Source organism: Sorangium aterium (genome assembly GCF_028368935.1).
Taxonomy (GTDB): domain Bacteria; phylum Myxococcota_A; class Polyangia; order Polyangiales; family Polyangiaceae; genus Sorangium; species Sorangium atrum.
The window spans coordinates 367,209-391,939 of the sequence record NZ_JAQNDK010000003.1 but is presented as its reverse complement, the minus strand read 5'-3'; the positions used below and the strand labels follow the sequence as shown (position 1 = coordinate 391,939).

At 73.3% G+C, this 24,731-nt stretch carries 18 protein-coding genes; 6 read left to right on the top strand and 12 right to left on the bottom strand.

Going from position 1 to position 24,731, the window contains the following annotated elements; translation table 11 throughout:
* Position 1: 1 nt before the first annotated feature.
* From POL72_RS25845 to POL72_RS25810, 8 genes are all read right to left on the bottom strand, one after another.
* A complete protein-coding gene (locus POL72_RS25845; RefSeq protein ID WP_272098232.1) occupies positions 2-937 on the bottom strand; it encodes a 1,4-dihydroxy-2-naphthoate polyprenyltransferase in 936 nt (311 codons plus the stop codon).
* Entirely contained in the window at positions 934-1,074 is a 141-nt protein-coding gene (locus tag POL72_RS51320) for a hypothetical protein (protein WP_272098231.1), read from the bottom strand. Before POL72_RS51320 ends, POL72_RS25845 begins: the two co-directional genes overlap by 4 nt.
* A 49-nt stretch (positions 1,075-1,123) precedes the next feature.
* Complete coding sequence (menD, locus tag POL72_RS25835; RefSeq protein WP_272098230.1) at positions 1,124-2,968, bottom strand: 2-succinyl-5-enolpyruvyl-6-hydroxy-3-cyclohexene-1-carboxylic-acid synthase; 1,845 nt, start codon at positions 2,966-2,968, stop codon at positions 1,124-1,126.
* Positions 2,969-3,001: 33 nt separating this feature from the next.
* Positions 3,002-3,733: a bifunctional demethylmenaquinone methyltransferase/2-methoxy-6-polyprenyl-1,4-benzoquinol methylase UbiE gene (gene ubiE / locus POL72_RS25830; RefSeq protein ID WP_272098229.1), complete on the bottom strand. Its 732-nt coding sequence runs from the start codon at positions 3,731-3,733 to the stop codon at positions 3,002-3,004.
* Entirely contained in the window at positions 3,730-5,004 is a 1,275-nt protein-coding gene (locus POL72_RS25825) for a hydroxymethylglutaryl-CoA reductase, degradative (protein WP_272098228.1), read from the bottom strand. The genes ubiE and POL72_RS25825 overlap by 4 nt, the downstream gene beginning before the upstream one ends.
* A 71-nt stretch (positions 5,005-5,075) precedes the next feature.
* A complete protein-coding gene (locus POL72_RS25820; protein ID WP_272098227.1) occupies positions 5,076-6,152 on the bottom strand; it encodes a polyprenyl synthetase family protein in 1,077 nt (358 codons plus the stop codon).
* A gap of 91 nt (positions 6,153-6,243) precedes the next feature.
* On the bottom strand, positions 6,244-6,801 hold the full coding sequence (locus POL72_RS25815; RefSeq protein WP_272098226.1) for a GbsR/MarR family transcriptional regulator: 558 nt from the start codon (positions 6,799-6,801) through the stop codon (positions 6,244-6,246).
* A 319-nt stretch (positions 6,802-7,120) separates the two neighbouring features.
* Positions 7,121-8,869: a phosphoenolpyruvate carboxykinase (GTP) gene (locus POL72_RS25810; protein WP_272098225.1), complete on the bottom strand. Its 1,749-nt coding sequence runs from the start codon at positions 8,867-8,869 to the stop codon at positions 7,121-7,123.
* 90 nt (positions 8,870-8,959) lie between these two features.
* Here POL72_RS25810 and POL72_RS25805 point away from each other — a divergent pair, with 90 nt between their 5' ends.
* On the top strand, positions 8,960-9,904 hold the full coding sequence (locus POL72_RS25805; RefSeq protein ID WP_272098224.1) for a metallophosphoesterase: 945 nt from the start codon (positions 8,960-8,962) through the stop codon (positions 9,902-9,904).
* Positions 9,905-9,932: 28 nt separating this feature from the next.
* Here the strand turns inward: POL72_RS25805 and POL72_RS25800 are convergent, their stop codons facing one another.
* Together POL72_RS25800 and POL72_RS25795 are read right to left on the bottom strand one after the other, a co-directional pair.
* Positions 9,933-11,132 carry an aminotransferase class V-fold PLP-dependent enzyme gene (locus tag POL72_RS25800; RefSeq protein ID WP_272098223.1) on the bottom strand — a complete coding sequence of 400 codons (1,200 nt, stop codon included), beginning with the start codon at positions 11,130-11,132 and terminating at the stop codon, positions 9,933-9,935.
* Between the two features lie 808 nt (positions 11,133-11,940).
* Positions 11,941-12,360, bottom strand: coding sequence for a hypothetical protein (locus POL72_RS25795; protein ID WP_272098222.1), 420 nt, complete (start codon positions 12,358-12,360; stop codon positions 11,941-11,943).
* Between POL72_RS25795 and POL72_RS50995 the strand changes: the two genes are divergently transcribed.
* Together POL72_RS50995 and mutH are read left to right on the top strand one after the other, a co-directional pair.
* Positions 12,349-15,168 (top strand): serine/threonine-protein kinase, encoded by a 2,820-nt coding sequence (locus POL72_RS50995; protein ID WP_272098221.1) that lies wholly within the window; start codon positions 12,349-12,351, stop codon positions 15,166-15,168. The two genes, POL72_RS25795 and POL72_RS50995, sit on opposite strands and share 12 nt — an antisense overlap.
* 218 nt (positions 15,169-15,386) lie before the next feature.
* A complete protein-coding gene (gene mutH, locus POL72_RS25785) occupies positions 15,387-16,070 on the top strand; it encodes a DNA mismatch repair endonuclease MutH (protein ID WP_272098220.1) in 684 nt (227 codons plus the stop codon).
* Positions 16,071-16,109: 39 nt separating this feature from the next.
* Here the strand turns inward: mutH and POL72_RS25780 are convergent, their stop codons facing one another.
* Both POL72_RS25780 and POL72_RS25775 read right to left on the bottom strand, forming a co-directional pair.
* Positions 16,110-17,816: a serine/threonine protein kinase gene (locus POL72_RS25780; RefSeq protein ID WP_272098219.1), complete on the bottom strand. Its 1,707-nt coding sequence runs from the start codon at positions 17,814-17,816 to the stop codon at positions 16,110-16,112.
* Between the two features lie 283 nt (positions 17,817-18,099).
* A complete protein-coding gene (locus POL72_RS25775) occupies positions 18,100-20,217 on the bottom strand; it encodes a hypothetical protein (protein WP_272098218.1) in 2,118 nt (705 codons plus the stop codon).
* 1,021 nt (positions 20,218-21,238) lie between these two features.
* On the opposite strand from POL72_RS25775, the gene POL72_RS25770 reads away from it, so the two are divergent.
* Genes POL72_RS25770 through POL72_RS25760 form a run of 3 tightly spaced genes read left to right on the top strand, consistent with a single transcriptional unit; the run spans position 21,239 to position 24,596 of the window.
* Positions 21,239-22,570: an HD domain-containing protein gene (locus POL72_RS25770; protein WP_272098217.1), complete on the top strand. Its 1,332-nt coding sequence runs from the start codon at positions 21,239-21,241 to the stop codon at positions 22,568-22,570.
* A complete protein-coding gene (locus POL72_RS25765) occupies positions 22,570-23,298 on the top strand; it encodes a hypothetical protein (protein WP_272098216.1) in 729 nt (242 codons plus the stop codon). Before POL72_RS25770 ends, POL72_RS25765 begins: the two co-directional genes overlap by 1 nt.
* Positions 23,295-24,596 (top strand): glycerate kinase, encoded by a 1,302-nt coding sequence (locus POL72_RS25760; RefSeq protein WP_272098215.1) that lies wholly within the window; start codon positions 23,295-23,297, stop codon positions 24,594-24,596. Before POL72_RS25765 ends, POL72_RS25760 begins: the two co-directional genes overlap by 4 nt.
* Positions 24,597-24,731 lie beyond the last annotated feature (135 nt).

Below are 24,731 nucleotides of genomic sequence, written 5' to 3'. Positions count from 1 at the left end.
CCTACAGCTGCGCCGCGAGGCCGAGCGAGAAGAGCAGCGCGTAGGCGAGCAGCAGCTTCGCCGTCCCGGCGAGGCACTCGTTGAGCGGCCGGCCGTCGGTCGTCGCCAGCACCCGGAGCAGGCGCACCGCGCGAGGGAACGTCGCGAACACGAGGAGCGTCCACCGCCGGCCCTCGCCGACCGCGAGCGCGACCGGCACCGCGTAGGCGACGGCGAAGAGCATCGCGTATTCGATGACGCCCGCGCGGCGCCCGAGCCGGACGGCGAGCGTGCGCTTGCCGGCGACGACGTCCGTCTCGCGATCGCGGACGTTGTTCACGACGAGCACGGCGGTGGCGATGGCGCCGATCGGCACGGCCGCCGCCCACGCGAGCGGCGGCACCGAGCCGAGCTGGACGAACGCCGTACCGCAGACGGCGACGAGACCGAAGAACACGAACACGAAGAGGTCGCCGAGGCCGTGATAGCCGAGCGGGTACGGCCCGCCGGTGTACGCGACGCCAGCGAGGATCGAGACGACGCCGATCGCCACGATGGGCCACCCGCCCACGAACGCCAGGTACACCCCGAACGGCAGCGTGAGCGCGATCGTGACGAGCAGCCCGGCGCGCACCTGGCGCGCGGTCAGCAGCCCCGCCTGCACGGCGCGCGTGGGGCCGAGCCGCTCGTGCGTGTCGGCCCCCTTCTCGTGATCGAAGACGTCGTTCGCGAAGTTCGTCGCGATCTGGATGAGCATCGCGCCCGCGAGCGCCGAGAGCGCCGGGCCGAGCCGCATCCCGCCGAGAGCGTAGGCGACGGCCGTCCCGACCATCACCGGCGCGAGCGCCGCGGTGAGCGTCGCCGGCCGGGACGCGAGGAGCCACGCCCGGAGAGAGCCGGGGCGCACGCCCCCCGCGGCCGCCGCGCCCGCCGCCTGAGGAGCCGCCGCGGCGCTCACGATCCCCTCCCCGGCTCGCGGAGCCCGCGCGCTCCCGCGGCGGCGCGAGCGCTCCCGCGCTGCGCGGCGTCGCCGCCGGACGCGCCGCGCGCGACGACGTCGGGTGCGGGACTCGTGTTCGCGTTGACCTGGTTCATGATCGTGGATCCCTCTCGGCAAGCTCGGGGTTCTCGGCGCGCGCGCCGCTCATGGAGACTGCAGATCGGCCGCCGCCCCCTCCGCGGCCGGCGCGCTGACCAGGGCCGCGACGTCGCGGCGGACGTCGGACCAGAGCCGCGCCACGCGGGCGGCGCCGTCGTGGGGCGGCACCACCGCCTCGATCAGCGTCGCGCCCATCCGCTGGTATGCAGCGGCGAGCGCGCGGGCGAGATCTCCGGCGGTCCCGGCGCGCTCGTAGCCGAGCCCGAACATCGCCGCCGCGGGCGCGAAATCGAGGTGCTGCGGCATGGTGAAGCACCGCTCGAGCAGCTCGGCGCCGCGCCTGGCGATGGGGAGGTGCTCGAAGATGCGGCCGCCGTCGTTCTGGACCACCACGATGACGAGCGGCGCTCGGCCGTCGCCCGCCGCCTTCGCCGCGAGGAGCAGCCCGGTCAGATCGTGCAGCAGGCTGAGATCGCCGAGCATCAACGTGACCGGCGCGGCGGCGGCCACGCGGGCGCCGGCCGCCCCCGACACCAGGCCGTCGATCCCGCTCGCCCCGCGCTGGTGCAGCACGCGCAGCGCGCGCGCCGATGGCGGGCAGTACGTATCGAGGTCGCGCACCGGCATGCTGTTGCCGATCGCGAGCAGCGAGCCTGCCGGGCACGCGCTGGCCACCATCCGGGCGACGGCGCCCTCCGTCAGCTCGTCCCCGGCGCAAGCGCGCGCGGCGTGCGCCGCCGCGATCTCGCCGGCGCGCGCGAACGTCGCGGCCCAGTCCCGCCGCCCGCGCCCCAGGCTCAGCGCCGCCCCGGCGAGGCGCGCCGCGAGCGCCTCGCACACCTCCACGGGCTCGCCCATGACGAGGGCGGCCGCGGCGCTCGTCGGGTCGTTCCAGCCGTGCGAGGACACGACGACGCGGCGGGCGCTCGCGTGCTCGGCGATGTAGGTCGCGTACCCGGCCGATGTCGGCGGGGCGCCGAGCTCGAGGATGAGGTCGGGCGCGTTCGCCGCGCGGAACTCGGGCGCGCGGAGGAACGAATCGAACGACGCCGGCATCACGACGCCCTCGGCGAGGCCGCCGAAGCAGATCTGGCTCGTGCCCTCGGCGAGCACAGGGAAGCCCGTCGCGCGCGAGAGCGCGAGCACCGCGCGGCGCGCGCGCGCGTCGTCCTCTCGGCTCTGGGCGGGGCCGCACACGATGAGCCCCCGCTCCGCGCGCGCGCAGCGCGCGGCGATCTCCTCGATCGCGCGCCCATCGACCCCGGCGCGGGCCGACACGACCCGCGTGCCGCCGCGGCGCATCAGCGCCTCCCACTCCGCCTGCCATGGCTCGGGCCCGGCCGCGTCGACCGGCTCGAGCGGCTTGCGGAAGCGCGCGTTGATGTGGACCGGGCCCGGCGTCGGCGAGAGCGCGCGCGCGACCGCCTGGGCCGCGATGCGCGCCGCCGCGCGCATCGCGAGGGGCGACGGATCCGGCAGCCCGAGCTCGGCGAAGTGACGGACATGGTCGCCGAAGAGCTTGGTCTGATCGATGGTCTGCGAGGCCGCGGCGTCGGCGAGCTCCCACGGGCGGTCGGCCGTGATCGCGATGAACGGGGTGAAGCTCTGGTGCGCCTCGATGATCGCCGGGAGCGCGTGCGCGCCGGCGGTGCCCGAGGTGCAGACGAAGACGCTGGGCCGGCCGGTGACGCGCGCCTGCCCGAGCGCGAAGAACGCGGCGGCGCGCTCGTCGACGACGCTCTGGCAGCGCACCTCCTCGCTCTCCATCGCCGCGATCGCGAGCGGCGTGGAGCGCGAGCCGGGGCAGAGGACCACGTCGCGCACCCCGGCCTGCGCGAGCGCGCGGACGAACAGCTGCGCCCAGGCAGAGTGGAGGTTCGACCCGCCCATCACCGCCCCCCGAGGCCCTCTCTCGCGCGCACGTCAGGCCCCCTCGGGCGTCGCGACGAAGAGGCACACGACGCCCATCGTGAGCGGCTCCACGCGGAGCACGCGCAGCCCCGCGCCGCGCATCAGCTCCGCGAACTCGTCCGGCGGCGGGAACCTCGCGATCGAGTCCTGCAGGTACCGGTACTCGTCCTTGCCCGAGATCGCGCCGCCCACGTACGGCACGACCGTGTGGATGTGGAAGCGCGCGAGCTTGCCCATGAGCCCGCTGCGCGGCTCGCTGAGCTCGAGGATCGCGATGCGCCCCCCGGGCCGCGTGACGCGCGCCATCTCGCGGAGCGCTCGCGCGCGATCCGGGACGTTGCGGATCCCGAACGCCATCGAGATGGCGTCGACGCTCGCGTCGCCGAGCCCGAGCTGCTGCGCGTCGCCGACCTCGAGATCGATCCGCCCGGCGAGCCCCGCGGCCTCTACCTTCCGGCGGCCGACGCCCAGCATCCCCTGCGACGGATCGACGCCGATGACCCGCACGTCGTGCTCCCGCGCGATCGCGATCGCGAGATCGGCGGTGCCCGTCGCCAGGTCGAGCACCGTCGCGCCGGGCGAGAGCTCGAGCGAGCGCACCGCGCGCCGCCGCCAGCCCTGATCGAGCCCCAGCGAGATGACCCGGTTCAGGAGATCGTACCGCTCGGCGATGCCGTCGAACATCTCGCCCGTGCCGAAGCGGCGCCCGCCGCGCGGCGCCTGATCCTGGCTCGCGTCGCTCATGTTCCGCCTCCCGCCTGGTGCGCCGCGCGCGGCGCCTCGGCTCGCTCTGCGGCGAACCGCTTGCCGTCGCCGGACGCCGGCCCGGCGGCCTCCCCGCCCGCTGTGGACGTGACGCCGAGCGCGCGCTTCCGCTCGTGGAGCCGCATGTGGCCTCGCTGGATGCCCTCGCTCGCGAGCGCGCGCAGCGCCGCCAGGTTGGACGCCAGCCCGACGGACGCCAGCACCACCGCGAGCTCGCGCGCGCTCTTCGCGCCCACGAGCTGCAGCGCGGCGCGCACGCCGGCGTGCACCTCGGTCGCGCCGCCCACCGTGCCGACGGCGAGCGGCAGCTCCGCGCGCCCCACGAGCCCGTCGGGGATGCGCTCCCACGTGCTGAGCGGCCGGTACCGGCCGCCGAGCGACGCGTACGCGTGCGCGCCCGCCTCGATGGCGCGGAAGTCCTGCCCGAGCGCCACCGCGGCCGCGTCGAGCCCGTTCATGAAGCCCTTGTTGTGGGTCGTCGCCCGGTACGGATCGAGCTCCGCGAAGCGGCTCGCCCGCGCGATGCCGCTCGCCACGTCCGCGCCCCCGAGCGCGTCGTCCGTCACGGTGGCCGTCACCCGGACGAGGCGGCGGACGGTCAGGTTGGAGAGGATCCGCAGGCCCAGCGTCCCGCCGGCGATGCGCTGCACGAGCGGCGCCACCGCCTCCGCCACGGTGTCGACGAGGTTCGCTCCCATGGCGTCGCCGACCTCGACGTAGAGGTGCACGACGAGCACGCCGAGCTCCGCCGAGAGGACGCGCACCTCGAGATCGCGGCAGCCGCCGCCGCGCGCCACCATCCTGGGGATGGCCGCGTCCCCGGCCGCGAGCAGGCTCGCGCGGGCCGCCTCCAGCCGGCCCGCGGCCGCCTCCGCGTCCGGCACGTCGTCGAGCTGGACCTGGGCGGTCATGATCGGCGGGTCCGCCTCGCCCGAGAAGCCGCCCGACCGCCGGACCATGCGCGCCGCGTTCGACGCTGCGGCGATGACGCTCGGCTCCTCCACCGCCATCGGCACCAGCACGTCGCGCTGGTTCACGCGGAAGTTCAGCGCCAGGCCGAGCGGGAGCGCGTGCGTCGCGATGACGTTCTCGCACATCCGATCGGCCACCGCCGTCGGCAGCCCTCCCCCGCTGGCGAGGTGCGCGAGCGCCTCGTCGTCGAGCAGGCCGAGCGCCTGGATCGCGCTGAGCCGCTCCTCGAGGCACCGCTTGTAGAAGCCGCTGATCCGGCTGGACACGTGTTGGCTCATCGGGTGTCTCCGCGCGCTCGCGAGAGAAGCGCGCGCTCCGCGCACTGCATCAAGGGGTTCGTCATCGCCGCTCACCGCCTCCGCCGGGGCGTCGACATCGCGACCCCCTCCAGCGCCGCCTTCGCCGGGCTCTCCGGGAGCGGCTCGATGCTCCGCACCGCGTCCCCGCAGAGCCGGGACGCGAGCTCGAGGCAGTCGTCCACGACGCGCTCCTCGACCATGATCTGCGCGATGCGCCGGCCGAGCTCCGGCTCGACGGCCGTGTCCTCGGACGCGCAGTGCGCCTCGAGGGCGGGCGTGAGCTCGCGGTCGCGCTCCATCGCGAGGAGCAGCGGGTACGTCATCTTGCCCTCGCGCAGGTCCGTGAGCAGCGCCTTGCCGGTCGCCTCCGGGTCGCCCGCGAAGTCGAGGACATCGTCGACGAGCTGGAACGCGACCCCGAGGCTCGTCCCGAAGCTCTCGAGCGCCTTGCAGAGCGGCTCGCTCACGCCGCCCGCGCGCGCCCCTGCGAACATCGCCCAGCGGAACAGCGACGCCGTCTTGCCGTCGACGATCTGGAAGTACTCGCCCGTGCTCGTGCGCACGCGGCCCCGCGACGCGAGCTGGAGCGCCTCGGCGACGACCATCTCCTTGATCACGAGGAGCACCCGCTCGAGCACGTCGGTCATGCCGACCGCCTGGATCTTGGAGAGCGCGTCGAGCAGGAGGTAGTCGCCGCCGAAGATCGAGGCGGCGTTGCCGTAGATGACCCGCGCCGCGTCCGCGCCTCGCCGGCGATCGCCGAGGTCGACGACGTCGTCGTGCAGCAGCGTCGCGTTGTGGACCAGCTCGACCGCTACCGCGAACGTCCGCGCGGCGTCGTTGAAGCCGCTCCCGATGTGGGAGGCCAGCGCGACGCAGATGGGCCGCAGCCGCTTGCCGTTCAGGCCGAGCAGGTGCCGTGCGCTCCGGTGCGCCGGCGTCTCGCCGTCCAGCCCGACCTTCGCGATCTCGCCCTCGATGTCGACGAGGTCCCCGTCGAGCAGGCGCCTCAGCTCCGCGAGGCGCGCGGCGAGCGCGTCGAGCCCTCGCCCAGCGCACATGCCTCCGAGGCTCGAGACGACATCGCTCCGCTGGACCGTCCCAGTAAACGTTGTAGTCGCAGTCATCCCATCTCCACCTGGAAGCACGAGCGCACGCTGCGCCCCGCACCGCGCGGGGCCCCCCGTGACGGTCGAGCTCTCCGAAATCACGGTCCCGCTAGGCGCCTCGCCGGGAACGCACGGCGCGGATGGGGAACCGGACCAGATCCCCGAACCGCGAGAAATCCACGGTCCTGCTCTTGATGAACCCGTCGAGCGCCGCTTGCGCGACGATCACGAACGAGAGGAGCCGCTCCACCCGATCGAGGCTGAACCGGGCGGCTTCGGTCGGAGGCAGGCCTTCCAGCAGCGCCGAAGCCCGCTCGAGGCGCTCCCTCACGGAGTCGGCGATCAGCCGCTCGCGCTCGGCGAACACTTTGGAAATCATCTTCCAGAAGTCCGTCTCGGCCTCGAAGAACTCCTTCCGCTCTCCCGGTTTCCATACTCTTCGTACTACACCCCACCTTTGCAATTCTGTCAGCGACATACTCATTGCGCCGGAGGAAACCTGCAGCCGCTCGCCGATCTCGGCGGCGGCGAGGGCTCCGCCCTCGATGAACAGGACGGTCCAGATCCGCCCGAGCACCCGGCGGAAGCCCCAGTGCTCGATCACGTCGCCGATCGCGTCCGCCGCGAGCAGCTCCGCCTGGCGATGGATGTCGCTTGCGTGGCTCATGAAAGTTTCAGAATTCTTTGAAAGAACTGTGTGGGCCTACTTGCGCCGGCGTCAAGACATTCCCGACCGTTCTCGCCACGCAGCGCGGACGGGCAGGTCGGTTCCTGGGCCGGCGCGGGCGCGCGCGTCACTCTTCCTGGGCCGCGCGCCCGCACGGCCTGGCGTCGAGCTCGAGCGCCGGGATGCTCCTGGGCAGGGCTCGCGCGTCGCCGCCGCGAGCCTTCGACCGGGGCCGTTCCGGGCCTCGCGGCGGTGCGTGGCGTGAATCAGGCGTGAATCAGGCGTAAACCGCGTGTGAACCGCTCTCGACCGCGCTAGCTCACGCGCGCATCCGGGCCATGAGATCCCGGTTCTGCCGGAGCAGCGCCTCGGGCATGCGCGCGCCGAACGACTCCAGGAACGCCTCGCGATCGCGCGCCTCCTCCAGCCACGCGTCGCGATCGATCGCGAAGAGCTCGCGCATCGTCTCGTCGTTCACGCCGAGGCCGCTCGTGTCGAGCTCGCCGTCCGCGGGCATGATCCCGACCGCCGTGTCGCGTCCCTTCGCCTCCCCGCGCACGCGCGCGACGATCCAGCGGAGGACACGGAGGTTCTCGCCGAAGCCTGGCCAGAGGAGCGCGCCCGCCTCGCCCTGCCGGAACCAGTTCACGTGGAAGATCTTCGGGAACGCTGCGTGGTTCTCGCCGAGCTCGATCCAGTGCCGGAAGTAATCGCCCATGTTGTATCCGCAGAAGGGGCGCATCGCCATCGGGTCCCGGCGGACGACCCCGACCTTCCCGGTGGCCGCCGCGGTCGTCTCCGAGGCCATCGTCGCGCCCAGATAGACGCCGTGAGCCCAGCCGCGCGCCTCGCAGACGAGCGGCGCGAGGCGCGCGCGCCGTCCGCCGAAGACGATGGCCGAGATGGGCACGCCCGCTGCGGCCTCGAACTCCGTCGAGATGGACGGGCACTGGCGGGCCGGCGCGGTGAACCGGCTGTTGGGATGCGCCGCGGGCTCCTTGCTGTCGGGCGTCCATCGGCGTCCCCTCCAGTCGGTGAGCACCGGCGGCGCCGGACCGTCGAAGCCCTCCCACCACGGCGTCCCCTCCGGCGTGAGCGCCACGTTCGTGAAGATCGAGTTCCTGGCCAGCGTCGCCAGGGCGTTCGGGTTCGTCTTCGAGCTCGTCCCCGGCGCCACGCCGAAGAAGCCGGCCTCGGGGTTGATCGCCCAGAGCCGGCCATCCCGGCCGATCCGCAGCCAGGCGATGTCGTCGCCGACCGTCCACACCTTCCACCCCTTCTGGGACGCCGGCGGCACGAGCATGGCGAGGTTCGTCTTCCCGCAGGCGCTCGGGAACGCCGCGCAGACGTACGTCACCCGCCCTCCCGGGTCCTCCAGGCCGAGGATGAGCATGTGCTCCGCGAGCCACCCTTCGTCGCGCGCCATCGTGCTCGCGATGCGCAGCGCGAAACACTTCTTCCCGAGCAGCGCGTTGCCCCCATACCCGGAGCCGACGCTCCAGATGAGCCGCTCCGCCGGGAAATGGCAGACGAAGCGGCGCTCGGGGCTCAGGTCCCCGAGCGAGTGCAGCCCCCTGCAGAAGTCCTCGGAGCTGCCCAGCGCATCGAGCGCGACCCGGCCCATACGGGTCATGATCCGCATGCTCGCCACGACATAAGGGCTGTCGGTGATCTCGATTCCGACCTTCGACGAGGGCGATCCCACTGGGCCCATCAGGTACGGGACGACGAACATCGTCCGCCCCTTCATCGCCCCGTCAAACAGCCGTCCGACCCGCTGCGAGGCCTCGTCCGGCGACATCCAGTTGTTCGTCGGGCCCGCGTCTTCCTTGTCGCGAGTGCAGATGAACGTGAGGTGCTCAGTCCGGGCGACGTCGGTCGGGTCGCTCCGGTGAAGATAGCAGTTGGGGTATCTCTCCCCGTCGAGCGCGAGGAGCGTACCGTCGCTCAGCATCCCCTGGATCAGCGTTCGGTTCTCCGCCTCGGAGCCGTCACAGAAGACGACCCGATCAGGCCGCGTCTGATGGGCGACCTCGTCCACCCACGCTGAAAGTTTCCGGTTTTGCATACGACTGCGAGCCTAGCCCGAGCGAGAACCTCCGCCAAGTCACAGTACTATTGTAGTATTTCGTCAAATCTGGATGTTCTGGCAGAGGGCATGGCGTGGCAGCCGGCCGGCGTTCACGTGTCGGATGGGCTCAGTTCACGCGAGGCGAACGCAGGGACGTTCGGCTATGCTGGAGACGTGCAGCGTGTCGTCGACCTCCCTGATCGGGGCAGACTCATCGTCGCCACCGATTTACAGGGCAATGTCGCGGATTTCGAGCGAATCGCCGAGATCTTCGAGCGGGCGGCGACCGGCCGTGACGGCGCGGTCCTCGTGATCACGGGCGACCTGGTCCACGGGCCCGAGCTCGACGAAGGTGAATGGCCCGACTACCTGGGCTCGTTCTACCGGGGCGATTCCGTGACCTTGTTGAAAAAGGCGAGGAGTCTCGCGGAACGCCACCCCGGCAGGGTTCACTACCTGCTCGGCAACCACGAGCACGCGCACGTGGGAGGTCCGGTGGTGGCCAAATTCTTCCCGGACGAGGCGCTGCGGCTGGAAGACCTCCTCGGCCCGGAGGACACGCTGGCGATGCGGAGCTGGTTCCGCGGGTGGCCGTTCGTGGCGGCCGCGCGCGCGGCCCGGCTGGTCATGCTGCATGCGGCGCCGCACGCCCGCATCCAGAGCCGGCAAGATCTCGATCGGCTCCCGCTCGACGGGTTCCTCGACGTACCGCTCTCGGAGATGAGCCTGCACGGGACGCTCGGCGCGCTGCTCTGGGCGCGGAGCACGTCGAGCGACCGCGCCTATGCCTTCCTCCGCGCGATCGACCCGGGCGCTCGCGTGGCGATCTACGGGCACGACGTCGCGCGCGAGGGGTATGCCACCGAGCGCGAGCCGCTGCTTTGCCTGTCGACGAGCTTCGGTTGCTACGACGGCGACAAGCTCTACCTGGAATGGGATCTCGCCGAGCCCGCGGAGAGCGCGGCCGACGTCGCCTGGCGCGGGCTCCGGTCGCTGTACCCCGACGCGCCGCGCGTCCACAGCGAACCCTGAGCGTCCCGACGAGAACGTCGCCAGGACGCTAGCGACCGAGCTCCTCGACGAGGGCCGCGGCGCCCTGGTCGATCTCGGCGTCGGTGAGGTATGGCGCGGGGCCGATGCGCAGCACGTCACGTCGGGCGTCGACGAGCACGCGCCGGGCGCGGAGGCGCTCCACGACGTCGCCCGCCCGCGCTGAGCGGACGGCGACGAAGCCGCCCCGGCGCTCGGGCTCGCGAGGCGAGACGACGTCGCCGCCGCGGCCCGCGGCGTCGAGGACGCCGAGGATGCGCCCGGTCTGCCGGAGCGATATCGCGCGCAGCCGCGGCACGGTGAGGCCGAAGCGATCCCAGTGCGCGATCACAGCGGCGGCGCGGTAGACCGCGGAGGGGTCGAACGTGGAGCCCGCGAACCGCGCGCCCCCGGGCGCGTACGCGACGCCCCCGCTGCTTCCCGCGAGCGAGCCGAAGTCGGCGAACCAGCCGGTGAAGACCGGGCGCAGCTCGCAGCCGTGCGGGACGCGCATCCAGCAGATCCCCTCGCCCATCGCCGCGTACTTGTAGCCCCCCGCGACCGCGAAGACATGAGGCGCGGCGCTGCCCCACGCGAGCGGGACGACGTTGAACGCGTGGTAGGCGTCCACGAGCGGGACGGCGCCGATCTCGGCCGCGCGCGCGACGATCTCGCCGAGCCGCGGCACCACCGTCGCGCTCTCGAAGAGCACAGCCGAGATCGCGAGCATCGAGGTGCCCGGCCGGAGCGCCGCGAGCAGCCGGTCGGCGAGCGCGTGGCGCGGCTCGACGGCCACCCAGTCGATCTCGACGCCGTCCTCGGCGAGGCGGGCGAGCTGGCGCCTGAGCGAGTGGAACTCGCCCTGCGTGGTGACGATCCGGAGCCGCTCGCGCCGCGGAAGCGACGAGATCAGCCGGTAGACGAGCTCGTGGGTGTTCTGACCGAAGGCGATGGCGTCGCCGCGCTCGAAGCCCATCCGCTCCAGGATCGCCGCGCCGACCGCCGAGAGCCTGGGCAACACCGCGGCGTCCCACTTGCCGTCGACGAGCCGCGCGGCGTCGTCGAAGCATGCGGCGAGCGCGTCGCGCGCCACATCAGGCCAGGCCTGGTGCGAGTGCCCCGTGAGCAGGATGCGCGGCGCCGCGTCCCCGGCCGGCGCGAGGAAGCGCGAGTACGCCGCGCGGAACGCGTCGAGATCGAGAGAGAAGCCCTGTTCCACGTCTCCTTGCATTCCAGCTCTTCAGTCGAGGCGTCGCCGGCGGACACGCTGGGCGACGAGGCCCCGTAGCGCTGCCGCTTAACTCACTTCGCTGCTCACTTCCACCCAGCCGGTCCGTGCGGTGCGGTGCCTTGCGCAGGATGCGTGGATTGCGTCCTCAACGCGTAGAGCGGCCCGGAGCGCTCTGCCATCTGCCGCTGCCCCACGCGCGCGCCGACGGCCCAGGCGGCCGGACGCGAGGGGACGCGCTTCTGCGCGAGATCGAGCGTCGGCGCGCCGGCTCCTCGCCGTGCCACGACGTGCTCGCCTGGGCGAGGAGGCGAAACGCGCGGCGGGGGCGCGCCTCGGGCCGGTCCGATCATCGTAGGGGGAGGTAGCTGTCTCGGAGCCATGTGGAGCGGCGCGCGCTCCGGATCGAGGTGGGAGGTTCCATGGCGGGCGAGGATTGCCGCGGCGTGGGAGGGGGGCCGGCGCGTCGGCGCGCTAGACTGCGCAACCTGCCGATGCGACCGCGCGCGGAATACCTCGAAGGGCTCGTCGACCTCACGTCCCACGACGACCCGAACGTCCGCCGCGCGCTCTTCCGGCAGACGATCGCCTCGCTGGCCCTGGTCGACGCGCTCGATGGATCGACCCCGCTCGACTCCCTCAGCCCGGATGGCCTGCTCCGGAGCGTCCAGACCGCCATGGCCGACGGGCTGCTCGACGATCTGAGCTGGCTCGCGCCGGCCGCGGCGAGCGTGGCGCTCTACGAGATCGCCGGGGCGCTCCCGCTCGGGCCCGAGCGGCGCGAGCTGGGCAGGCGCGTCCTGGGACAGCTCTATGCCGGCAACGCAGCGACGTTCGTCGCCCTCGCGACGCGCATGGCGGCCGGCTCGGCCCGCGGCCTGTCCGGGGCAGGGATCCGCGCCCGCGTGATGCTCTCGCTCTGGCTCCCCGCCGGCACCGACATCCCGGTCGAACGCTCGCGCTCCTGCTCGCCTCGCGGCGCGAGCTGTCGCGCGACTGGATCGCCGCGCCATCGACCGGCTCGCTCCCGGAGCGACGCCTCGCCGCGCGCCTGCTCGAGCGCGCCGCCCGCGAGGCGACCCGCCGGGCCACGCAGGGCGACGACCTCCCGCTCCGGCTGTTCCGCAACGTCGGCGACGGGCGGCGGCGCGACCTCGACCGCAACGCCGACGGGATCGCGCTCGCCTGGCAGACGCTCCTCGCCGATCGCGAGCCGCTCGTGTGGCGCCACGTGGCCGCGGCGCGCGGCCTGCTCGCCGGGGTGCTGCCCGACTTCGACGAGGAGGTGCGCGCGCTGCTCGCCCCGGATCTCTCCCCCACCGAGTGGCGGCGCGGCGCGGCGTCGCTGGCCGCGAGCATCGCCGTGGATCCGGACGGCGCGCTCGGACGCGCGATCGAGCTGCTCCGGAGCCCGCTGCTCGCCGCAGATCCGGGCATCGCCACGGCGATGGCCTGGGGGCTCCCCGTCGCGGCCGACGCGGAGCCCGAGGCCGCCGACGCGCTGCTCGACGAGATCGCGCGCACCTCCCCGATGGCGACCGCCGAGGCGATCGTCGAGCTCCGGCGCGAGCTCCGCGGCGTGATGAGCCGCGGCGAGCCGTTCGGCGCCCGCGCCGCGGCGCGCTGCGCCCGCGCGCTCGAGGACGCGCTCGAGGCCCCGCCCAGCGCGCACGTCCGCGACGACGGGCTCGCGGCGCTCGCGCGCGTCATCCACCGCGACCTCTCGATGGACAGCGCCGGGGTGGCGCTGCTGCGCGGCGCGCTCGACGGCGCCGTCGCGGCGTTCGTCGAGACCGGTCCGCGCGACGCACACGGCCGCGCGCTCGAGGCCTACGCCCTGGCGACCGAGGTGGTGGGCGCGCTCGAGGAGATCGAGCTCTGCGAGCACGACGACGCGCAGAGCACCGCGGCGCGCAGGGCCGCGCTGGGGCTCGTGCGCGAGCTCGACGCCGAGCTGCTCGGCTCCGGCCTGCTGAAGAGCCTCCTGCTCCTGAACCGGCGGCCGAGCGAGGACGCGACCGGGGTCGCCTCCCTGGACGATCTCGACGAGCGGCTCGCTCGCTGGCTGCTCCGCGCCGAGGGGCCCGCCGCCCGGGCGAGCGCCTCGCCGCCCCTGCACGTCACCGTGCACCAGCGCAACCTGCGCGCGCTCATCCACCTGATCGACGGAGAGAGCACCGATTTCGGCAGCGAGCCCGAGCTCAAGGCGCGGGTGCTCGCACGCTGGACGGGCGCCATCAGCGTGCTGCTCGACCGGCTGCGCGCCGAGCGCGGCTCGTCGCTCCGCCGCGCCATCGCCGCCTCGGTCGCCCGCGGCCTCGACGCGCTCGTGCGCGAAGGCGCCGCCGACGCGGCCGACATCTTCTTGCACGCGGCGATGCGCGGCGGCGACCCCGACGACCTCGACGTGCTCGGCCAGGCGAGCATGCACCCGGACGTCGCCCAGCTGCTGCGCGCCTACGCGCGGTTCGCGCGCGGCGGGCGCGAGGGCGGCGCGCGCGCGACGGAGGGCGACGCCCCGGCGTCGCGCCGGTCGACCCGACAAGGCGGCCTCGACGCGGAGCTCGCCGAGGCCGAGCGCGCGCGCGTGGCGCTCGAGCGCCTCGCCGCCCTCGAGGCGCTCGTCACGGCGCTCCCTGCGGGCGCGTCGCAGCGCACGGAGATCGTGCGGGGCGCGCTCGCCCGCCTCTCGCGCGCGCTCGGCGCGCTGAACGCGGCCCGCGCGCTCAGCGCGCTGACCGGCGCGGGCGACGGCGACGTGGACGCTTCGCCGCTCGCCGCCCTGGAGGAGGCCTTGACGCGCCTCGCGCAGCTGACCGCGGGCGCGCGCCGGCGCTGCGGGGAGCACCCGGCCTCCGCGCCCTCCGGCGCGACCGAGCCGCTGCGCCTCGCCATCGAGGTCGCGCTGCAGGACGAAGGCGACGCGGAGCCGAGCGTCGCCGCGCCGATCGAGGCGCTCGTCTCGGCCGCGCGCGCGAGCATCCCGAGCGCGCTCGCCGATGTGGTCGCCCTCGTCGCGCCGCGCGTCCTGCTGCTCCCGGTCCGGCGGCCGAGCGCGCCGAGCGGGGTCTCCCTGCCCGAGCAGCCGCTGCCCGCGTGGCTGCCGAGCCGGCGCACGCTAGGCGGCTTCTACGTGCACCGCCAGCTCGGCGGCGGATCCCTGGGGACGGTGTTCGTCGTCACCCGCACCGAGGAGCGCCACGATCCATCGGCGGAGCGCTTCGCCCTCAAGGTGCCGGAGTACGATCACACGGCGGCCAGGAGCGTCTCGGAAGCCGACTTCCTCCGCCTGTTCCGCGAGGAGGCGGGCGCGCTGCTCTCGCTGCCCGATCACCCGAACATCGCCCGCTTCGTCACGTTCGACGCGGGCGCACGCCCCAAGCCGATCCTCGTGATGGAGCTCATCGAGGGCATCCGCTGCGACAAGCTGCTCGACGCTCGAGGCCTGACCTCCCGGAGCGCGGTGGCGCTGCTCGACGGCATCCTCGCCGGGCTGGAAGCCATGCACGCCGTCGGCGTCGGGCACCTCGACATCAAGCCGACCAACGTGATCCTTCGCGGGGGACGCGAGCCCGTGCTCGTCGATTTCGGCCTCGCGGGCCGCCACATCCGCCCCGGCTGCGCCACCGGCTGCTACGGCGCCCCGGAGATCTGGGGCGTCGTCCCCGCCGGGGTCACGCCGACCCCGCTCACCGCCGACATCTACAGCTTCGGCTGCCTCGCCTACGAGATCCTCACCGGCAAGACGCTGTTCGACGCGCCCACCGAGGTCGCGCTCATCACGGCGCACGTCACGCACGATGGGCTCCCTGCGCCGATCAAGCGCATCGCCGACGATCCGAGGACCGCCGACATCGCGGCGTTCATGTATGCCTGTTTACGACACAACCCGAACGACCGCGCGAACGCCTCCTCTCTGAGAGAGATGCTGCTGCGGATCACCGGTCAGCTCGCTGACCTGAGATGGCCGCTCGACGACGAGCGGGCTGCCAGGCCCAACGCTGGTGGGCCCCGGAAAGTCCATACAGGAAATTCCTGATGCGTTTTTCCTCTGAATCCTGTCGGCCCAAAGAAGGTTTTAAGCAGTAGGTTGTTTCTCGGCGGCGCGTTCGGGGGGGCCGCGTATCAGGCCGCCATGGCCCCCGGGTCAGCGCTGCTCGATTCCCATCGACGTACCGGCGCACCCCGGCGGCCAACCTTTCTCGATCGCGGCTGAGCGCTGGAGTCGCGCCCCGCGATGCTCTAAGGGCGGCGTCGTTGATCCCTGCGCTGAAACCGCCGCGCGACGAAGCCGAGCTCCGGTGCCGGGCGGCCGCGCTCGCCGGCCTGACGCTCGCCGATCTGGCACGCGCGCTCGGTTGCGCCGTGCCCCGAGGCGGCGTGCGCACGAAGGGAGCCGCCGGCGCGCTCCTCGAGCGCGCGCTAGGCGCGACGGCCGGCTCGACATCGAGGCCCGATTTTCCCCACCTCGGGATCGAGCTCAAGACGATCCCTGTCGACGTGGCCGGGGCGCCGCAGGAGTCGACGTTCGTCTGCTCGATCTCCCTCTCGGACGCCGATCGTGCGGAGTGGGAGACGTCGCGCGCTCGCGCGAAGCTCGCCTGTGTGCTGTGGGTCCCGATCATCGCCTCTCCTGGCCGGCCGAGCGAGGAGCGACGGCTGGGCGTCCCGCGGCTCTGGCGGCCGACGGACGCGCAGGAGCGCGTCCTGCGCGCCGATTTCGAAGACCTGATGGGGCTCATCGGCATCGGCGCCGTCGAGGCGCTCACCGCGCACGCCGGGCGCTGGCTCCAGGTGCGGCCGAAGGCCGCGAGCGGGCGCTCGCGGACGCTCGCGTTCGGACGCGACGGGGAGATGATCGCCGCGCTGCCGCGCGGCTTCTACCTGCGCCCCAGCTTCACCGGCGCGATCCTGAGCGATCCGGCCGCGATCCCGGCGTGACCGGCGAGCCCCTTTCGCGAACGGGCGCCGCTGCGCGCGTCACTTGCAGGGGACGACCTTCTTGGAGCCGTCCGGCATCGTGGCGGTGCACGTCTCCAGCGAGAGATCGTCGTTCACGGTCGGCGTGACGGTGCGCGGCGGCGCCGGCTCGTCCACGGCAGCCCCCCCGGCTTCCGCTGGGCGCGTGCGCCCTCGCCCTCCAGCGCCGGCGCGCGGCGGCTTGCCCGCGCTGGCGCTCGGCGCCGTCGTACCCGCTGCGGACGGCTCGCTCCCCGCATCCGCCGCTGTCCCGGTCGGGCTGACGCCCGCATCCGATGGGCCTGCGTCCGCCTCGCTCGCGCCTGCGTCAGCCGTCGCTGCGGTGCCCGCGGGGACAGCGACCGTCGGGCTCGCGGCGGCCGTGTCCGGCGCCTGAGGCGCCGTCGCCGTCGGCGCGCCGGGAGCCGCGGTGTCGGCAGACGAAGGCGCTTCCGCCGGAGCGGTCGCCTCGCTCCCTCCCACAGCGAAGCGGCTGCGCTGGAACTGGAGCGCGCCCCACGCGCCCACGAGGACGGCGACAGCCCCGACCGCCACGTAGAGCATCGTGCGCCCGCGGCGCGGGACTTCGTCCTCCACCGGGGGCGTAGAGCTGCCCGTGCGCGCGCCCCTGTCGCTCACCGACGGCCCGCTGCTCGTGCGCGACGCGCGCGACGTCCGCGTCATGGCCGCCCGCGACGCCGGCGGAGGCAGGTCGAGCTCCACGGCGTGCTGGCGAAGGATCCCGCCGATGGTCGTGCGCGTGCCCGGCGCGGCGTAGGGCGCGAGCGCCTGAACGAACTCCGCGATCGACTGGAAGCGATCCTCCGGCTCGCGCGCGATCGACTTCTCGATCACCTCGACGAGGCCCTCCGGCACCTCGGGGCGGAGATCCTGGAGCGCCTCGGGCGGCGACGTGTAGATCTTCGCGCACAGCTCGGGGAAGCTATCGGCGACGTACGGCGGCCTGCCGCCGATGATCTCGAAGAGACACACGCCGAGCGCGTAGATGTCGGTGCGAGGATCGACGCTCTTCGAGGAGCGCATCTGCTCGGGGGACATGTACAGCGCGGACCCGAGGATCGTGGTCGTCTGCGTGAGCGAGACGTTGCCCGTGTCGCCGGTGAGGATCTTCGAGACGCCGAAGTCGAGCACCTTGATGTGCGGGGCGCCGTCCGGGCGCTTCGTCAGGAACAGGTTCGCCGGCTTCAGATCGCGGTGGACGATGCCGAGCGCGTGCGCCTCCGCGAGCGCGTCGCACGCCTGGACGATGTGATCGATGCACTCGCCGATCGCGAGCGTGCCCGACTCGGCGGCGTGGCCCGCGAGGTCCACGCCGTCGAGCAGCTCCATCACCATGTACGGCTCGCCGCTCTCCAGGGCGGCCACGTCGAGCACGCGCACGACGTGGTGCGTCTGCAGCTTGGCGACCGTGCGCGCCTCGCGCATGAACCGCTCCGACGCCTCGGTGTACGACATGAACTCTGGGAGCAGGAACTTGATGGCGACACGCGTATCGAGATCGAGGTGCAGCGCCTCGACCACGAGTCCCATGCCTCCACGGCCGATCGTGCGCTCGACGCGGTACTTGCGCGCAATGACGGTGCCAGGCGCAATCGTGTAGACGTTGTCAGCCTTCGGTTCCCCCGGGCCGAGCGGAAACGCAGCCGTCTCCGGGCCGACCGAGACTTCTCCTTCGGTCGAGTCCGGCTCACCAGAGGAGGGCGCCATCGAGCTAAGGTATACACGTCGCGCTTCTCCGAAGCGATTCCCCTCACGCCGCAGGAATGCAAAGAGCTGCGAAAAAACGACTCCCAGGTGGGACGCGCGCGTGGAACAGGCGGAAGCGAGCGCAACCCAGGGCCAGCCTGCGCTCCTCACGCACCGCCACACCGCGGACGAAGCGCCTCCACGGTCCGTCGGTGAGGCGCCGACGACCGCCCGGCCGTTCCTTCAGGTTCGGCTCAGCGGTCGGCCTGCGCTCGTGGCCCCGCAATGCCAGTTGACAGCGAGCTCAGCGGGTGCGCGCTGGCGGGGTCCGGGAGCGACGCATGTTCGCCGTCGAGGAGGTCCGGTGCGGTCCCTCGGTGCCGTGCGCCGGGGTTTGCCGCGTCGCCTTGAGGTTGCCGAGATCGGCCTCGATCTCGACGCCTAGGGCGCGGCAGCGCCGGATGAGCCGCTCCAGATCGACACCCGCCTCGATCAGCAACCCCGAGGGGGGCGACGGATCGACGAACATCTCGGCCGCCGGCCGTCGCGTGCGGAGCAGCTCGCGGATCTCGGGATCCTCGATCCAGAGGAAGCCGGAGGCGCCGACGAAGCTCGCCTTGCCGATGACGACGCTCGCCTGGATGAGCATGCGCGAGATGGTGTCCGGCAGCGGCGCGACCGCCTCGATGCGAGAGCGCAGGGCGTCGCTGTCGAGGCCCACCGACAGCGCGCGCGCGATCGACGGCGGCGTGAGCAGGAGATCGACATGATCGCCGACGCGGCCGATCTCGGCGAACGCTGAGAGCCCGAGCACGGCAGCGACCCTGGCGCTCGGGCCGACGCGCAGCGCGTGCGCCTCGACGAACTTGCTCTTGCTGTTGTCCGAGCTCGGCGCGGAGCCCGCGAGGAGCGCCCGCCCGCGCGGCGTCAGCCGGAGGGCCAGCTCCGCGCTCGCCACGTCCTCGGCCCCGCCGAGATCGATGATCCCGAGCGCCGGCAGCGACTCCAGCGCGATCCGGCGCGTGATGTCGGGGACCTCCGGCGCCTCGACCGAGGCGCGCTCGGCCCAGCGACGGACCAGCCGCTCGACCCCCGCGATGCGCTCGTCCGCCGCCAGGTAGCCTTGCAGCGACTGCCAGGGGACCCAGCGGCCCTCGCCGAGGTCGTGCAGCGCGTCGAGCACCATCTCGCGGAGCGCGCCGATGGGGCTCGCGTCGCGGTTGTCCGACGCGACCCGGAGCACCTCCCGCTCGGCGCGCGCCTCATCCCACGCGCCGCCGCGGCGCCACGTCGTGAACAGGAGCGGCGTCAGCTCCTGCACCAGGAGCGAGCCGGGCGGCGTCGCGGGCGACGCCGCCGAAGCGTCCCAGAGCCCGACGGCGCGCGACAGCGCGGCGACGAGCGCGACGCCATCGACGTCCCGCCCGAAGCGCTGCGCGAGCCGGACGAGCAGCGACCGCGGCGTCCCGACGCCGGGGCGCACGTCGCTGCCGGGCTCGCGCACGCAGTACGCGAGCGCCAGCGCGAGCATCCCGGGATCCGAGGCGAAGCGGGCGCGCCGCGGGGCGTGATCCTCCTCCAGGACGAACGACCGGATCTGCTCGCGCCGCTTCTCGCGCATCCGGCGGCGATCCGCGCCGACGATCGCCGCTACCTCGGTCGGCACGACGTGCCGGTTCGGATGGATCGGGATGAGGAAGGCGCGGCGCTCGAGCGCGAAGCCCGCGCCGCGGCGGCTCGCGGTCACCCCGCTCGCGCTGCGCAGGCGCATCGGCTCCCGCTCCAGATCGAGCAGCTCCTGCGTGTCCACCTCGCCGCCGACGGCCTCGATGGACTCGAGCAGGCGGCGCTCGACGGGCGCGAGGCGATCGATCTCCTCGCGGAGCCGGTCCGGATCGCTCAGCGTCTCCCACGCGTTCTCGAGGGACAGCGCGATGGGCGGCGTGGCCGGGCGGCCGAGGTAGTGCGTCGCGATCGCGCTCATCGTCTCGAAGGGCGCCTGCGCGAGCAGCGCCCGGATCGCCCGGGGGTCCTCGCTCTCCCAGCTCTTCAGCTGGACGAGGAACGCGGCCGGGAGCACGAGCTCGATGCCCTCGTCGGTCTTGCGCGCGTAGACGACGCCACGGGCGATGAGCGGCTCGAGCCCGGCCGGGAGCGACGGGACGACGAGCACGCCGCCCGCCTCGGCGATGCGATGGAGCAGCTCGCGGCTGGCGGTCGGGAGCCGCGACGGGTCGCGCACGTCGGGGAGGCCGACCAGCGCCCGCGCCGCCTGAGAAGGCGCGTCGATGCGCTTCGCGGCGTCGATGCGGATCCCCATGCGTGTGATGAGGCCCTTGAGCTCCGACTCTGGGAGGGCGCGGAGGATGGCGTCGAGCCGCCTCGGCGACTCGTCGAGCTCAGCCTCATCACTGCTCGCCATGCCTCCCGATTCGCGTGTCACCCGACCTTGCTCCTCATCTGCAGGATGCCCCCGCCCCGACTGTCGTCCGTTGGTTGTGGTCATGCGCTCGACTTGATCTCCCGGATATCCGATGACCCACGTTAACCAGCGGAATAGTCAGCCTCCTACCGTACACCAGGATGCTCGTCCAGCTTCAAGAAATCGAGCACTTTCCTCCGTCGATCACAATTTTCTCCGATCGCAATTTCGCTCGCTGGCCTCGCGGCGCCTCCTTTTCGTCGGTTCTTCGTTTGTTCTTCGCCGGTTCACCTCGGTTCACCTCGGTTCACGTCGGTTCACGTCGGTTCACGTCTGTTGTTCGTCGGTTCACCCCGCTGTGGTTCGCGTCGTCCTCGCACGTTCCTCGCACGTTCGTCGCATGGTCACCCGCTGTTCGCCCGATTCATCTCAGGCATCTCAGCCCGTATCTCGAGCGCTCGTCCCGTGTACCGCGGCCGCACGAAACCGCACGCAACCGTACGCAATCACACGCGCTCGTACGCAATCGCATGCGGCCGCGGGACCACGCTCGCGGTGCCGTGATGCGCCGCGCGCGCGTTCGCCTCACGCGGCGCTCGACACGATTTGCCGCTCGCTCGACGTTGGCGACGTCCGCGACGTCGGCCGCTCGGCGTCCGCCGCGCGATTCCGCCTCGGCGTGGCTGGCCCCGTCGCATGAATTCCGTCGCGCGCCACGCTCGCGGCGTCCCGATGCGGCGCGCCTGTCGTCCTCGTCAGGGGGAGCTGACCGGCTCGCTGGATCGCTCACGAAGAAGGCTCGGCGACGAGCCGCGCTTGCCTTCCCGCGGGCCCACGTGGGAACGTCGCACACCTCCTTGATTTCCCGCCCCTGTTCGAGGCGCACCATGCTGTGCTCCACACCGCACGCCCGAAGCAATGAGCCCTCTCCCCCGCGCACACGCCCGCGGATCGACGCCATCAGGCGACTCCTGAGTGACCCGGCGCCGTTTGCGCCCATGGCGTCGAGTGGAGACCCATCTTGATTCTGCGCGACCCGGTCCACGGCTTGATCGAGTTCGAGAGCGGCGAAGCGGCCATCGTTCCGCGCCTGCTCGGCGCTCGCGAGGTGCAGCGGCTGCGGCGCATCCGTCAGCTCGGGCTGACGTCGCTCGCCTTCCCAGGCGCCGAGCACACCCGCTTCTCGCACGCGCTCGGGGCCGCTCACGTGATGCGCCGCCTGATCGCGAGGCTCCGTCAGATCGATCGCGACCTTCCGTTCTGGCAGAGAGTGACCAGCGACCGCGCGCGCGACGCGATCGCCGCAGCGTTCCTGCACGATCTCGGCCACGGCCCGCTGTCGCATCTCTTCGAGGAGGCCATGCCGGGAGCGCTCCACCACGAGCGCTGGACCGAGCGCATCCTGCTCGACCCGTCCTCGGACGTGCACCAGGTGCTCGTGCGCCAGGATCCCTACCTCCCGCAGCGGGTCGCCGACCTCATCGGCGGACGGCACGAGCTGCCGTACCTCGCCAAGGCGGTGAGCGGGACCTTTGACGTCGATCGCTGCGACTACCTGCTCCGCGACGCGCACGCGACGGGCGTCAGGTACGGCGAGTACGACCTGCCGTGGCTGCTCCGCAGCCTCAGGTTCAGCGACGTCCAGGTGGAGATGCCCGGCGGCGGCGCCGCGTCCGCCCCGCCAGCGCCCGCGCTCGCCATCGACGGGACGAAGGGGATGAGCGCGATAGAGTCGTTCCTGCTCGCCCGCTTCTTCATGTTTCAACAGGTCTATTTCCACAAGACGACGCGCAGCGCGGAGTGGATGATCGGCGCCATCCTCCGGCGCGTCGTCGCCCGCCTCGCCGCCGGGGACCGGATCCCCGAGGTCCCCGCCGCGGTCGCCGCGATGGCCGTCGGCGAGATGCCCACCCTGGAGCAGTACCTCGAGCTCGACGATCAGGTGCTGCTCGGGGCCATCCACGCGTGGGAGGCGGCGCCCGATCCCGTGCTGTCCGATCTCGCCCGCCGCCTGCGCGTGCGTTCGCTCTTCAAGTCGGTCGAGCTGTTCCCGGAGCCCGGCGAGTCGCCGGCCGAGCGCGACGCCCGGCGCGCGGCGGCGCTGGAGACCGTGCGAGAGATCGCGCAGAGCGGCGGGCTCGACCCGGATGTGTACGTCGGCGTCGACGTCGCCGAGGACACGCCCTACGCCGAGGACGAGTCGCTCATGGTCGTCTACTCCAAAGGGCGCCCGCGGCGCCCCGCCGAGGTGTCCTTCTTGCTGGATCGGCTGCGCAACGAGACGATGACGCGCACCCGGATCCTCTTCGCGCCCGAGCTGCGGGATACGGTGCGGGAGGCGCTGATACGCTGATGACCACCAGGAACAAGGCCGCCCGGGGATCGTCCGAGCCCGCGCGCGCGCGCCGCGCCATCACCAGAGCAGTCGCCGGTATTGCAGCGCTCGCGGCGCTCGCGGGGGCGTCCACGGCGCACGCGGAGGGCGATGGGGCGTACGGCCGGCTGGACGGAGACCTCGATCTGCGCGCGGGCGCTGGCGCCTCGTTCGCGGACGGCGGTCCGGCGCTCTGCGCGCGCGGCGCCGCGGTGTACCTCTCGACCGCCGGCCTGTATGCGCACTACACCGACGCGCTCGGCGCAGACGGGGCTCCCGTCGCGCGCTCGATCGCGGGCGGCGTCTTCATCCAGCCGCTCTTCCTCGCCCGCTATGCGAGCGATCTCGAGCGCAGCGCGCCCTGGCTCGACCTCTTCATCGATTCCGTCGCGCTCGGCGTGGGCTCGTTCTGGGAAGCGCCGCCGGGAGCAGGGCTCGCCGCAGAGCCCGGGCTCGAGCTCTCGCTGTCGCTCGACGTGCCGCTCCTGGGAGACGCCACGGGCCCGTTCCTCGGCGTGCGGGGTGCGCTCCGCTTCCGCGGGCCGGAGCTCTCGGGCGACGAGGGCCCGCGCGACGCGCAGCGGGCGATGGTGTCGGTCACGCTGGGCTGGCACCACGTGCTCCGCGCGCACCTCGTCGACGCAGGCGATCGTGCCCCCGCCCGGGCGGCGGTGCAGCGCGGCGTGGTTGGCGCGAGGACCCGTTGAGCGCTGCGCTCGGCGAGCTGCGCGCGGCGCTGGTGGCCGCGTTCCGCGCCGGGCTGACGGAGCTCGACCCAGCAGGGCTCGTCGAGCGCGCGCTCGACGCCGAGGCCGGAGCGCACCGCGGCCGCGTGTTCGTGATCGCGGCGGGGAAGGCGGCGCCCGGGATGGCCCGGGGGGCGCTCCGCCGCTGGGGTGACAGGATCGCCGGAGGGCTCGTCATCACGGTCGCGGCCCCGGCGCTCGCCGCGCGCGATGAGACGACATCGCCGACCGACCCCGAGGAGACCGCGCTGCGCCCGCTGCGCGTGATGCGCGCGGCGCACCCCATCCCCGACGCGCGCAGCGTCGACGCGGCCGAAGCGGCCCTCGCCATCGCGGCCGCGCTCGGGCCCGAGGATCTCCTGATCGCCCTCCTGTCCGGCGGCGCGTCGGCGCTGATCGCCGCGCCGCCTCCGGGCGTGTCCCTCGCGGACAAGCAGGCCGTCGTCGCAGAGCTCCTGGAAGCAGGCGCGCCGATCCAGGACGTCAACCTCGTTCGCCGCCACCTGTCGCGGATCAAGGGTGGGCGGCTCGCGGCGGCGGCGGTCCCGGCGCGCGTGCTGACGCTGCTCATGAGCGACGTCGTGGGTGGACTCCCGCACGACGTCGGCTCGGGCCCCACCGTCCCGGACCCGACGCGCCTGGAGGAGGCGCTCGCCGCCCTCGAGCGCTGGGCTCCCCGGTTCGCGCGGCTCACGCCCGCGCTCAGCGAGTCGCTGAAGCCAGCGGACGCGCGCCTGCTGGAAGCGCGCGTGCTCGCCGATCCGGACAAGCTCGCCGAGCGTGTGGCGGCGGCCCTCGCCGACAGGACAGGGCTCCGCGCCGCCGCCGCCCCCGCCGAGGACGGCGATGCGCGCACGATCGTGGAGCGCCGCCTCGCGCTCGCGCGCACCCTCGCTCCCGGCGAAGCCGCTGTGATCCCCTGCGAGCCGACGCTGGCGCTGCCGGCCCACCGCGGCGCCGGCGGCCGCGCAGGATGGATCGCGCTCGCCGCCCTGCGCCGCTTGCCGCCCGACGTCGCGCTCCTCTGCGCGGCCTCCGACGGCGTCGACGGCAGCTCCGGCGCCGCGGGGGCGGCCGTCGCCCGCGGCGCCGGAGCTGCCGCGATGGACGACCGCGCGATCGACGCGGCGCTCGCGCGCTTCGACGACGCCGTCGTTCATCGCGCGCTCGGCACGCGTGTCGAGACCGGGCCGACAGGTCACAACCTCACGGACCTGCACATCGTTGCGCGAGACTTCCAGAGAGGCGCGCACGCGTGAGCTCACGCGGCAACGCGCGCTGAGGCGCGGCGGCGCGCATGAGCTCACGCGGCAACGCACAGCCGCGTGAACTCACGCCGCAGCGCGGACTACGACGCGAGCTGGCGCGCGCAGGCGCGATGAGCGGGATGGACG

What these genes read in the sequence shown, in the direction of transcription:
- ubiE (WP_272098229.1), bottom strand. Translation starts at nt 3,733, where the DNA reads ATGAGCGACGCGAGCCAGGATCAGGCGCCGCGCGGCGGGCGCCGCTTC.
- POL72_RS25765 (WP_272098216.1), top strand. Translation starts at nt 22,570, where the DNA reads ATGACCACCAGGAACAAGGCCGCCCGGGGATCGTCCGAGCCCGCGCGC.
- POL72_RS25815 (WP_272098226.1), bottom strand. Translation starts at nt 6,801, where the DNA reads ATGAGCCACGCAAGCGACATCCATCGCCAGGCGGAGCTGCTCGCGGCG.
- POL72_RS25820 (WP_272098227.1), bottom strand. Translation starts at nt 6,152, where the DNA reads ATGACTGCGACTACAACGTTTACTGGGACGGTCCAGCGGAGCGATGTC.
- POL72_RS51320 (WP_272098231.1), bottom strand. Translation starts at nt 1,074, where the DNA reads ATGAACCAGGTCAACGCGAACACGAGTCCCGCACCCGACGTCGTCGCG.
- POL72_RS25780 (WP_272098219.1), bottom strand. Translation starts at nt 17,816, where the DNA reads ATGGCGCCCTCCTCTGGTGAGCCGGACTCGACCGAAGGAGAAGTCTCG.
- POL72_RS25800 (WP_272098223.1), bottom strand. Translation starts at nt 11,132, where the DNA reads ATGCAAGGAGACGTGGAACAGGGCTTCTCTCTCGATCTCGACGCGTTC.
- POL72_RS25810 (WP_272098225.1), bottom strand. Translation starts at nt 8,869, where the DNA reads ATGCAAAACCGGAAACTTTCAGCGTGGGTGGACGAGGTCGCCCATCAG.
- POL72_RS25805 (WP_272098224.1), top strand. Translation starts at nt 8,960, where the DNA reads ATGGCGTGGCAGCCGGCCGGCGTTCACGTGTCGGATGGGCTCAGTTCA.
- menD (WP_272098230.1), bottom strand. Translation starts at nt 2,968, where the DNA reads ATGGGCGGGTCGAACCTCCACTCTGCCTGGGCGCAGCTGTTCGTCCGC.
- POL72_RS25825 (WP_272098228.1), bottom strand. Translation starts at nt 5,004, where the DNA reads ATGAGCCAACACGTGTCCAGCCGGATCAGCGGCTTCTACAAGCGGTGC.
- POL72_RS25775 (WP_272098218.1), bottom strand. Translation starts at nt 20,217, where the DNA reads ATGGCGAGCAGTGATGAGGCTGAGCTCGACGAGTCGCCGAGGCGGCTC.